This window comes from Flavobacterium sp. 22659 (assembly GCF_052044235.1).
In the GTDB taxonomy this organism is placed as follows: domain Bacteria; phylum Bacteroidota; class Bacteroidia; order Flavobacteriales; family Flavobacteriaceae; genus Flavobacterium; species Flavobacterium johnsoniae.
Genome location: NZ_JBQEMU010000024.1, coordinates 87,523 through 99,034, shown reverse-complemented (window position 1 = coordinate 99,034; position 11,512 = coordinate 87,523). Strand labels below are relative to the sequence as shown.

Genomic DNA, 11,512 nt, shown 5'->3' with positions numbered 1-11,512 from the left:
TTATTGAATTTCTATAAATATTCTGCCCCGCTGGGCTTACTGAAACAATAGCTGTACAATCAAATCAAATTGTCTAACACTTTTTCTTCTAACTTCTTTTATTTAATGCCAATTTTTACAAGAGAACATCTTGAACGAAAATAGTTTATATTTACATCTTTATTTTTTATTTCATGGAAGAAAATAAACATGTAACGATCTACGATATTGCCGAACGTCTTAATTTGGCAACATCAACTATTTCACGCGCTTTAAAAGATCATCACACGATAAGTGACAAGACAATTAAGAAAGTGAAAAAAACTGCAGAAGAAATGGGGTTTGTTCCCAATACTTTAGCGGCAGGTTTGCGTGGAAACAAAACCAGAACTATTGGCGTTTTGATTCCCACCGTTACACAGCCCTTTTTATCATCTTTAATCAGCGGAATTGAAATTACGGCCCAAAAATCGGATTATACCGTTATCATTATGCAGTCACATGACTCGTATGAAGAAGAAGTGAACATGGCGAAATCTTTGTATTCCAATCGTGTAAGCGGTGTAATTTGCTCATTGGCAATGGAAACCAGAGATACAGCACACTTTCATCAGTTTTCAAACAATAATATTCCACTGGTTTTTGTCGATAGGGTGCCAAAAGACTACAACACTTTTAGAGTAGTTATCGATAACTATACAGCAGGTTATAAAGCAACAAAGCATCTTATTGAACAGGGCTGTATTCGTATTGCGCATTTAACAGCAGGATCAGAATTAGGGAATTTGTACAACGAAAGAAAAAGAGGGTATATAGAAGCCTTAAAAGATCATAATATCGAAGTGGAAGAAGAATTGATAATCAATTTAAATTCAGTTACTTACGAAGATGGTGTAAAAGCAAGCAATGCTTTATTCGATTTAAAACCAATTCCAGACGGATTATTTGCGCCTGGAGATATTCTAGCTGTAAGCGCCGTACAGACTGCTAAAAAACGAGGTATTAAAGTACCCGAAGAATTTAAAGTAATTGGCTTTAACAACGATCCCATTTCACAGATTATAGACCCTAATTTATCTACAATTACGCATCCTGCAGAAAAAATGGGAAAAGCAGCAGCCGAAATTATTATCAAAAATCTAAAGTCATCTAAAAATGATGATGCCAAAGAAATTACTTTTTTAAATACAGAAGTCCTTGCCAGAGAGTCATCTAGTAAAGAGTAAATGAGAAAGAATTAAATTGTCATTTATGCATACCATTACACTTCCCGATGAAATGAATTTAGAAAAAACACAGCAAATACATGTTGTGGATTACAGGAGTTCTAAAGATGTTTCGAAACAGCAGATTATTCTAAATCAAAATATAATTAGTTTTCTTATTGAAGGAACAAAAGAAGCTGTTTTCGATAATGCATCCTTGTCTATAGATGCTTCTAAGTTTTTAATAATGAGATCAGGAAATTGTTTAATGACAGAAAAAAGGATTTCGGAAGCCTCAAATTATAGAAGCGTACTCTTGTTTTTTTCTAACGAAATGATTCATAATTTCATTAGAAAAATGGAAATAAAAGACTTTGAATCAGTTGATGCCAAGTCTGTTCATGCTTTTGATTATGATGATTTCATACAAAGATTTGTACACAGCTTAGTAGATATTTCTAAACTTTCGGGAGAAATAAAATCCAAATTATTAGAAGTTAAGCTGGAAGAAATCATGCTTTATCTTACCGAAAAGTATGGAACAGAATTCCTGTACTCCTTAACTGTAAACAGTAATAATGCTGCGCAAAAGTTTATTCAGGTAATTGAAAACAGTCATTTAAGTAAACTCACTTTAAAAGAACTGGCATTTTTATGTAATATGAGCATTTCAACATTCAAAAGAGAATTTGAAAAACATTACGCCGAATCTCCAATAAAATGGTTTCAGAACAAAAGACTGGAGTTTGCTCATTATTTATTGCAGCAAGAACAAAAAAATCCATCAGAAATATATTTTGAAGTTGGTTACGAAAACCTATCCAGCTTTACGCAGGCTTATAAATTAAAATATGGCGTAACGCCAAAACAAAATCAGAAAAACTGGACTTTTAGCAACAGTTTTTGATCCTTTCCCTAAAGTTTCGCTGGCATAACAGAATCTAAATTTGCTTTAAATTTTAAAACCAAGTAAAATGAAAAAGCTAAATTTAATTTTGGTGTTGTCTTTAATTTTTACAACAACAATTTTTGCCCAAAAAACATTTACCCTAACCAGTAAAGATTTAGGAGGAGAAACTACAAAAGTTCAGGAATTCAACGGATTTGGATGTTCAGGTGAAAATCAATCACCGCAGTTATCATGGAAAAACGCTCCAGAAGGAACTAAAAGTTTTGCCATAACCATGTACGACCCGGATGCGCCCACAGGAAGCGGATTCTGGCATTGGGTAGTAGTTGATATTCCGGCAAACGTAAACGAATTGGTTACTGGTGCAGGAACTAAAAATCTTGTTCCAAAAGGCGCTGTTCAAAGTGTAACCGATTATGGAATTAAAGGGTTTGGAGGTCCATGTCCGCCGGTTGGTCACGGATTTCATCAATACATCATTACCGTTTATGCCTTAAAAACCGATAAACTGGGAACAGATGAAAATACAAATCCGGCAGTAGTAGGATTTAATCTTTGGAACCAGACTTTGGCAAAAGCCAGCATCATAGCCTATTACAAACGATAATAATTTCAGGGTTTAACTTTAAATCAACCCGTTAAAGCAGGATAGTTTTTATAATTATCCTGCTTTTATTTGTTATAGAAATTATTTTTTTGAAAAAAACAGAGCTAAAATTTTTTTCTTAAATAACAATCCTATATTTTTACGCAACCGATTGCATTTGTTGTTTTATTTAAGATAATGTATTTTTTGAATTAAAATTTTATCAAATAGTATTATTAAGATGTAAAATGCTGATACAGTAAAAATGAAATTTAAGAATAAACTAATTAGTAAATGACTTCAATAAGACTTGTATTCCTGTTTGTTTCGATTTCCTTTTCGGCTTTAGCGCAAAAGGATTATAAACTTTGGCTTCAGTATGATAGAATCAGCAATTCGGCAATTGCTTCAGAATATAAAAACAATATTCAGGGAATTGTTTCTTTGGGAAATTCTGAAACTTCTCAGATTTCCGTAAAAGAATTAGAAACAGGAATCGCTGGAATGCTGGGAAATAAACCCCAAATTAAAACAGAAATTAAAGGAGAAAACAATCTGATTATTGGTTCTCAAAAAACTTTAAATCCCGATTTGCAAAAAGCTCTGCAGACAGATTTTGAAAAAATAAACAACGAAGGATTTATTATTAAATCCATCTCTTTTAAAAATAAAAAACAGCTTATCATTTCAGGAAAAAATAATGTTGCAGTTTTGTATGGAGTCTTTAATTTTTTGAGGATGCTGCAGACCAATAAATCAATCAAAAGTTTAAATATTGCCGATTCACCAAAAACAAATCTTCGAATTTTAAATCACTGGGATAATCTCGACCGAACTGTAGAACGCGGCTACGCAGGCTTCTCTTTATGGAACTGGCAGAAATTACCTGATTTTATCGATCAAAGATATATTGATTACGCCAGAGCAAATGCCTTAATTGGAATTAATGGAACAGTTTTAACCAATGTAAATGCAAACGCTTTAATCCTGACTCCGCAATATTTAGAAAAAGTCGAAGCTTTAGCTAATGTTTTCAGACCTTACGGAATAAAAGTTTATTTAACTGCAAGATTTTCGGCACCAATCGAAATAGGAAAACTAAAAACTGCCGATCCAAAAGATCCGGAAGTAATTAATTGGTGGAAAAATAAATCGGCAGAAATCTACAAACGAATTCCAGATTTTGGTGGGTTTTTGGTGAAAGCCAATTCAGAAGGTCAGCCCGGTCCGCAAAACTACGGAAGAAATCATGTTGACGGAGCGAATATGCTGGCTGATGCCGTTGCGCCTTTTGGCGGAGTAATAATGTGGAGAGCCTTTGTATATTCAGAACATGATGCAAATGATCGTGCTAAACAAGCTTATGCTGAATTTCAGCCTTATGATGGAAAATTCAAAGAAAATGTAATTGTTCAGGTTAAAAACGGAGCAATCGATTTTCAGCCTAGAGAACCTTTTCATCCGTTATTTGGAGCAATGCCGAAAACGCCTTTAATGATGGAATTTCAAATTACACAGGAATATCTGGGTTTTAGCACACATTTGGTTTTTCTGCCTAAATTATTTCAGGAAGTTTTAGAATCTGATACCTTTCAAAAAGGAAAAGGAGCAACCGTTGCTAAAGTTATTGACGGTACTTTATATCAAAATAAATTAACCGGAATTGCCGGCGTTGCCAATATAGGAAACGATTTAAACTGGACAGGACATCCTTTTTTACAGGCAAATTGGTATGGCTTCGGCAGGCTGGCCTGGGATCCATATTTAGATTCTGAAACTATTGCTGATGAATGGTTAAGATGCACCTTTTCCAACGATGAAAATTTTATTAAACCTGTAAAAAATATCATGATGGAATCGCGTGAAGCCGTTGTCAATTACATGACACCACTTGGTTTGCATCATATTATGGATACAGGGCATCATTACGGGCCGGGACCTTGGGTTTCTAATTTGTCAAGACCAGAATGGAATCCAACCTATTATCATAAAGCAGACAAAAACGGAATTGGTTTCGATCGATCAAAATCGGGTACGAATGCCGTTTCACAATACGCAGCAGAAGTCGCAAATCTTTTTGATAATTTAGAAACTTGTCCTGAAAAAGATCTTTTATGGTTTCATCATGTTGCATGGGATTATAAACTGAAAAATGGACAAACACTTTGGAACGGCTTGGCATTGAAATACCAAGAAGGTGTAAATCAGGTTGCAGTAATGCAGAATGTTTGGAATCAGGCAGAAAAGTATGTTGACAACGAACGTTTCAACGAAGTAAAAATGTTATTAGAAATTCAGCATAAAGAAGCAAAATGGTGGCGTGATGCCTGCTTATTATATTTTCAGCAATTTTCGGGAAAAGAACTTCCGGCTGAAGTTGAAAAACCAACACAAACTTTAGAGTATTTTAAATCATTAAAATTTCCTTTTGCACCGGGAAATGGATAATAAATTTGAGTAATTGTAACGCGGATAAAACAGATTTGCTATCGCAAAGACACGGAAAAAGCCGGATTTTTTTAATAAAATTTTAAAAAATCCGTGTAAATCAGCGATTTCGTGATAGCGAATCCGTTTTATCAGCGTCCAAAAGAATATATTTTAAAAATTATGAGCAAAAAAACGGCAATAGTAACCGGAGGAAATTCGGGTTTAGGATTTGCAACAGCAAAGAAATTATGTGACAACGGAATCACAACCTACATTATTGGAAGAACAAAAGACAAAACAGAAGATGCCTGCAGAGAGATTGGCGAAAATGCTATTCCGGTAATATTCGACTTAAACGATTTGAAAGGAATTCCTGCCATGATCGAAAGCATCACCAAAAACAGTCCTATAGATATTTTGGTAAACAATGCCGGAATCAATATGAAAAAAGAGTTTGCAGATGTTACCGATGAAGATTTCTTAACCATAATTCACACCAATCTGTTGAGCGTTTTTGCTGTAAGCAGAGAAGTGGTAAAAAACATGAAAGAAAACGGAGGAGGAAGCATTATCAATATCAGTTCGATGGCATCGCAATACGGAATCCCAAAAGTAATTGCCTATTCGTCAAGCAAAGGCGCAATAGAATCTATGACGCGTGCTATGGCGGTTGAGCTGGCGCAGTTTGGCATCCGCGCCAATTGTATTGCTCCGGGATTTATTAAAACAAAAATGTCGTCAACAGCTTTAGATAACGATCCTGAAAGAAAAAATAAAGTATTGGGAAGAACTCCAATGGGCTATTTAGGAGAACCGTCAGACATTGCAGATGCGGTTTATTATTTTGCTTTAAGTGAATCAAAATATACAACAGGAACTGTTTTGCCAGTGGATGGCGGAAATAGTATTGGGTTTTAATTTAAAGTTTATAAGAGGCAGAGGCTCAAAGGTTCAAAGGTTTTTTGAAGCCACAGATTAAAGGATTAAAAAGATTAAAATCAGCTTAATCTGCAATCCCGAAAGCTATCGGGAGCATGAAACAAAACTTTGCGTCTTTGCGACTTTGCGAGATTAAAAAAAGTAAGTATGATAAAAATGCAGCAAACCATGAGATGGTTCGGACCAAACGACAATGTCAAACTAATTGACATTCGGCAAGCTGGCGCAGCGGGAATTGTAACCGCATTGCATCAAATTCCGGTTGGCGATGTTTGGACAGTTGAAGCAATAAAAGAAAGACAGGAAATTATTCGTAATTCTGGCTTGGAATGGACTGTGGTTGAAAGTCTTCCTGTTCATGAAGAAATTAAACGAGCTTCTGGAAATTATCTGCAATACATCAAAAATTATAAAATCAGTTTACAAAATCTGGCAGAATGCGGTATCAAAATCATTACTTATAATTTTATGCCGATTTTGGATTGGGTGCGAACGAATCATAATTTTATCAACGAAGATGGAAGCAGGGCTTTGCTTTACAATCAGGATGCATTTACTTATTTTGATGTTTTTCTTTTAAAAAGACCCAATTCAGAAAACGATTATTCAGAGGCTGGAAAAGAAAAAGCTTTGCAGTTTGGGAATCAATTGACAGAAGATGAAAAAGCACTTTTGTTTAAAAATGTTTTATTAGGACTTCCTGGAAGTAAAATCAATTTTACAGCAGAACAGATTTTGTCTCTTTTAGAAAACTATGCTAAAATCGACAATCAAAAGTTACGAGAAAATCTGATTTATTTTTTATCAGAAATAACTCTAATTGCGGAGAAAAACGGGCAAAAATTAGCCATTCATCCAGATGATCCGCCGTTTTCGGTTTTAGGACTTCCGAGAATAGTTTCAACAGAAGCCGATTTAAAAGCTATTTTTAATGCCGTTCCTTCAACTGCCAATGGCTTATGTTATTGTACAGGTTCGTTAAGTGCAGACCCAAAAAATAATCTTGAAAAAATTATAAACGATTTTGGAGATAGAATTCACTTTTTACATCTTCGAAATACCATTCGCGAAAGCGAAACTATTTTTAGAGAATCAGAGCATTTAAATGGTGACGTTAAAATGGAAATTATCATTGAGAAATTATTGCTGTTGATGAACAAAACCAAAATAAGCCTGCCAATGCGTCCCGATCATGGTTTCCTTCACAGAGTTGATGAAGCAACAGAAACCTATCCGGGTTATTCTTTGACAGGAAGACTAAAAGGGCTTGCTGAATTAAGAGGTTTAGAAATGGGAATTGCTTACAAGTTGAATTTGTAATTATTTTTTCGTGTTAGAGCTGACAGCTTTTAAAAACCTGATAGTTCTGCGATGAGAAAAGAAAACGTCCTGTTTATCATTTCGAGAATAAAAAATAAGTATTAACTATTAACCAAAATATATGAAATTTATTAACCCTTATTTGCTCGCGATCAGTACCGTATTTTTTGTAAATTGTTCTTCTAACAAGGAAACGTTAACCTTAAAAGATTCTTATAAAAACGATTTTTATATTGGAACTGCTTTGAGCGCAGATCAAATTGAAGAAAAAGATGCAAAAGTTGATTCATTAATTCGAACAGAATTTAATGCAATTACAGCAGAAAACATCATGAAATCGATGTACACGCATCCGCAAAAAGATAAATACGATTTTACTTTATCGGACAAGTTTGTAGCCTACGGAGAGAAAAATAAAATGTTCATTCACGGACATACTTTGATTTGGCACAGTCAGTTAGCGCCCTGGATGGAAAAAATCGCAGACAGCACTGAAATGAAAGCCTTTATGAAAGATCATATCACAACAATTGTTTCAAAATACAAAGGAAGAATCAATTCATGGGATGTTGTAAATGAAGCCTTAAACGAAGATGGAACTTTAAGACCGTCTGTTTTTTTGAAAACGTTGGGTGAAAAATATCTTGTTGATGCTTTTAAACTTGCAGGAAAGGCAGATCCAAAAGTAGACTTGTATTACAACGATTATAATATTGAAGAGCCGGCAAAAAGAGCCGGAGCAATTGCTTTGATTAAAAAGATAAAAGCAGAAGGCGGAAAAATTGACGGTGTTGGAATTCAGGGACATTGGAGACTGCATAGTCCATCTATTGAAGAAATTGAAAAGAGTATTTTAGAATATTCGGCATTAGGAATTAAAGTTGCTTTTACAGAATTGGATATTACCGTTTTACCAAATCCGTGGGATTTAAAAGGAGCCGATGTAAATCAGAATTTTGAAGGAAATGCCAAAATGAATCCGTATCCTAAAACATTGCCGGATTCTGTTCAGACTAAATTGGCAGAACGTTATGCGTCGATTTTTAAATTGTTCTTAAAACATAAAGATAAAATAAGCAGAGTTACTTTTTGGGGAGTTTACGACGGACAATCATGGTTAAATGACTGGCCTATAAAAGGAAGAACCAATTATCCGCTTCCGTTTGATAAAGATTTGAAACACAAACCGGCTTACGATAGTATTTTAAAGTTAAATAAAACGGAAGAATAATGGGTTTAAACAGCTTTCAATTAGAGTATTATAAACAAACGGTTGTTTTTTATGATATTATTCAAATAAAGCAGACTGAATTTGCATAATATGTTTTTTTATATAATTTTACACAACCGATTGTTTTAAATTTAATTCAACACAATCCTGTCATTTTGAGGAAGGGGAACCACACTGGAAACTCTGATTTCCCGTTTCTCGAAATGATAAAAAACTAAGTTTAAAACAATAGACTAACTAACCACAAACCATAAAATGAATTACATTTCACAAAAATTATCCATCAAAGAAAAAATTGGATACAGCTTAGGAGACTTGGCAGCCAATTTGGTTTTTCAGACTTTGATGACGTATCTGGCTTATTTCTACACCGATATTTATGGATTGTCGCCAACAGATTCTTCTATCATAATGCTGATTGTTGGTTTAGTTGCCGCTTTTATTTTTAATCCCATTATTGGCGTTTTAGCTGATAGAACAAGTACAAAATGGGGAAAATTCAGACCGTGGATTCTGGCAACTGCAATTCCGCTTGGAGTTGTGGCTTTACTGGCATTTTCAACTCCAGATTTCTCTTATAAAGGAAAAGTAATTTATGCTGTTGTAACTTATACTTTGTTACTGCTTTTTTATGCGGGAAATAATCTGCCGTATTCCGCTTTAAGCGGTGTTATTACTGGCGATATGTCTGAAAGAAACAGTATGTCATCATACCGTTTTGTGGCGGTTATGTTTGCCCAGTTTTTTGTTCAGGTTTTTATGCTCGGAATTATAAAAAGTGCCGGAAACGGAGACAAAGCAATTGGTATCGAAAAAGTAATGACGGTTTTAGCCATCATTGGAACCATAATGCTTTTAATCACATTCTTAACGACTAAAGAAAGAATCATTCCCAAACCAGAGCAAAAATCAAGTGTAAAAGAAGATTTAGGCGATTTGATAAAAAACAGACCCTGGGTAATCATGCTTTCGCTTACGACTTTGGTTTTTATTACACTGGCAATGAAAGGCGGTTCGTATGTATATTATTTTGAAAATTATGTAGATAAAGATCAGTTAGCACTTTTTATCCAGCCTATTTTAGATACTTTATCGGCTATTGGGTTGAATCATTTTGGTAATGATCCCGTTTCTGCTGGATTTGGATTATTCAATGCAGGCGGCATTATCTTTATGATCGTAGGAATCACGTTGTCTAAAAACCTGGCAGATAAATATGGAAAGCGAAATGTATTTGGATTGTTCTTATTCATTTCAACGCTTTTTATTATCGCTTTTTATTTCTTTCCGTCAACATCAGTCAGCTTAATGTTTTTCTCCCAAATTCTGCACGGATTTTTCTACGGAATTACAATCCCAATTCTTTGGGCAATGATTGCCGATGTGGCCGATTATTCGGAATGGCTTAACAATCGCAGAGCCACAGCAATTATTTTCTCTGCCATGATGGTAGGCTTAAAAGCCGGATTAAGTATTGGGGGTGCCTTGACAACATTGTTTTTAGGATTTTTTCATTACATGCCAAACTCTGCTGTACAAACAGAAACCGCGATTAACGGAATCAAATTATTGGTCAGCATTTTTCCTGCAATTCCATTTTTAATAGGAGCCGGATTATTGTTTTTCTATAAAATTAATAAAGAAATGGAAGTACAGATCGAAACCGATTTAAAACAAAGAAGAACTTAATTATTTAAAACCAAGATATCACTATGCCTGAAGACAGCATTGAACAAATTAATTTCGATGAAATTAATGAATTGGCGATTTCAAAGCCTTTAGTTTCTCATATTTACACAGCCGATCCGTCGGCACATGTGTTTAATGGTAAAATTTATATTTATCCATCGCATGATATAGATGCCGGAATTCCGTTTAATGATAATGGAGATCATTTTGGAATGGAAGATTATCACGTTTTTTCAATGGACAGTATAACAGCAAAAGCCGTAGATAATGGTGTTGCACTTCACGTAGATGATGTTGCCTGGGCCGAAAAACAAATGTGGGCCCCAGATGCAGCACATAAAAACGGAAAGTACTATTTGTATTTTCCTGCCAAACGTGCCAATGGAATTTTCCAGATTGGAGCAGCGATCAGCGATTCTCCTTCAGGACCTTTTGTACCTCAGCCAGATGCAATAAAAGGAAGTTACAGTATTGATCCTGCAGTTTTTGAAGACGAAGACGGAAAACATTATATTTATTTTGGCGGTATCTGGGGCGGACAATTGCAGAAATACAGAAACAATGTATACGACCAGAATAACGAAGAACCTTCTGAAAATGAACCCGCTTTAGGACCAATTGTAGCTTTGCTTCGCGATGATATGCTTGAACTTGCAGAAGAACCAAAAGAGATAAAAATTTTGGATGAAAAAGGAGAGATCCTGTTAGCCGGCGATAATAACCGTCGTTTTTTTGAAGCTTCGTGGGTACATAAATACAACGGAAAATATTATTTCTCATATTCAACAGGAGACACCCATTTTATTTGTTACGCTATTGGTGATAATCCGTACGGGCCGTTTACCTATCAGGGAAGAATTTTGAATCCTGTTGTGGGCTGGACTTCTCATCATTCTATTTGTGAGGTTGAAAATGAGTGGTATTTATTTTATCATGATTCAAGTTTGTCAAAAGGCGTAACACATTTAAGAAGCATGAAAGTGACTAAAATTGATTATTTAGAAGATGGTTCGATTGTAACAATTGATCCGTATGGAATAAGAAGATTAATTGATTAGTTTTTTGTATAAAAAAAATTTAGCAAAAATTACAATCGGTTGTGTTGATTTGATTTTGCTTTTTTTGTCATTGAGAGGAACGAAGCAATCACATTTGCTGAATCAAATTGCAGTGAGGCTGTTCGTTCGTCGCAATGACAAAATTATTATGAAATGTATAGCCTC

The 11,512-nt window shown here is 34.8% G+C and carries 9 protein-coding genes; all 9 read left to right on the top strand.

Features of this window, described 5'->3' with window-relative positions; genetic code table 11:
- Positions 1-173: 173 nt before the first annotated feature.
- A complete protein-coding gene (locus tag ACTJIW_RS20225) occupies positions 174-1,205 on the top strand; it encodes a LacI family DNA-binding transcriptional regulator (RefSeq protein ID WP_073411840.1) in 1,032 nt (343 codons plus the stop codon).
- A 25-nt stretch (positions 1,206-1,230) separates the two neighbouring features.
- Positions 1,231-2,091: a helix-turn-helix domain-containing protein gene (locus ACTJIW_RS20220; RefSeq protein ID WP_440716852.1), complete on the top strand. Its 861-nt coding sequence runs from the start codon at positions 1,231-1,233 to the stop codon at positions 2,089-2,091.
- A 67-nt stretch (positions 2,092-2,158) separates the two neighbouring features.
- Positions 2,159-2,701, top strand: a complete 543-nt coding sequence (locus ACTJIW_RS20215) for a YbhB/YbcL family Raf kinase inhibitor-like protein (protein ID WP_440716851.1) — start codon at positions 2,159-2,161, stop codon at positions 2,699-2,701.
- A 273-nt stretch (positions 2,702-2,974) separates the two neighbouring features.
- A complete protein-coding gene (locus tag ACTJIW_RS20210; RefSeq protein WP_440716850.1) occupies positions 2,975-5,128 on the top strand; it encodes an alpha-glucuronidase family glycosyl hydrolase in 2,154 nt (717 codons plus the stop codon).
- A 162-nt stretch (positions 5,129-5,290) separates the two neighbouring features.
- The gene (locus ACTJIW_RS20205) at positions 5,291-6,028 is read left to right on the top strand and encodes an SDR family oxidoreductase (RefSeq protein ID WP_121362908.1); all 738 of its coding nucleotides are present in this window, start codon (positions 5,291-5,293) and stop codon (positions 6,026-6,028) included.
- A 177-nt stretch (positions 6,029-6,205) separates the two neighbouring features.
- Complete coding sequence (gene uxuA / locus ACTJIW_RS20200) at positions 6,206-7,369, top strand: mannonate dehydratase (protein ID WP_121362907.1); 1,164 nt, start codon at positions 6,206-6,208, stop codon at positions 7,367-7,369.
- 121 nt (positions 7,370-7,490) lie between these two features.
- The gene (locus ACTJIW_RS20195; RefSeq protein ID WP_440716849.1) at positions 7,491-8,600 is read left to right on the top strand and encodes an endo-1,4-beta-xylanase; all 1,110 of its coding nucleotides are present in this window, start codon (positions 7,491-7,493) and stop codon (positions 8,598-8,600) included.
- A gap of 255 nt (positions 8,601-8,855) precedes the next feature.
- The gene (locus ACTJIW_RS20190; protein WP_440716848.1) at positions 8,856-10,289 is read left to right on the top strand and encodes an MFS transporter; all 1,434 of its coding nucleotides are present in this window, start codon (positions 8,856-8,858) and stop codon (positions 10,287-10,289) included.
- A gap of 23 nt (positions 10,290-10,312) precedes the next feature.
- Positions 10,313-11,347 (top strand): glycoside hydrolase family 43 protein, encoded by a 1,035-nt coding sequence (locus ACTJIW_RS20185; RefSeq protein WP_012024070.1) that lies wholly within the window; start codon positions 10,313-10,315, stop codon positions 11,345-11,347.
- Positions 11,348-11,512 lie beyond the last annotated feature (165 nt).

Excerpts from the sequence above, each read along its gene's own strand:
- ACTJIW_RS20205 (WP_121362908.1), top strand. The coding sequence starts at position 5,291 with ATGAGCAAAAAAACGGCAATAGTAACCGGAGGAAATTCGGGTTTAGGA.
- ACTJIW_RS20190 (WP_440716848.1), top strand. The coding sequence starts at position 8,856 with ATGAATTACATTTCACAAAAATTATCCATCAAAGAAAAAATTGGATAC.
- ACTJIW_RS20220 (WP_440716852.1), top strand. The coding sequence starts at position 1,231 with ATGCATACCATTACACTTCCCGATGAAATGAATTTAGAAAAAACACAG.
- ACTJIW_RS20215 (WP_440716851.1), top strand. The coding sequence starts at position 2,159 with ATGAAAAAGCTAAATTTAATTTTGGTGTTGTCTTTAATTTTTACAACA.
- uxuA (WP_121362907.1), top strand. The coding sequence starts at position 6,206 with ATGCAGCAAACCATGAGATGGTTCGGACCAAACGACAATGTCAAACTA.
- ACTJIW_RS20225 (WP_073411840.1), top strand. The coding sequence starts at position 174 with ATGGAAGAAAATAAACATGTAACGATCTACGATATTGCCGAACGTCTT.
- ACTJIW_RS20185 (WP_012024070.1), top strand. The coding sequence starts at position 10,313 with ATGCCTGAAGACAGCATTGAACAAATTAATTTCGATGAAATTAATGAA.
- ACTJIW_RS20195 (WP_440716849.1), top strand. The coding sequence starts at position 7,491 with ATGAAATTTATTAACCCTTATTTGCTCGCGATCAGTACCGTATTTTTT.
- ACTJIW_RS20210 (WP_440716850.1), top strand. The coding sequence starts at position 2,975 with ATGACTTCAATAAGACTTGTATTCCTGTTTGTTTCGATTTCCTTTTCG.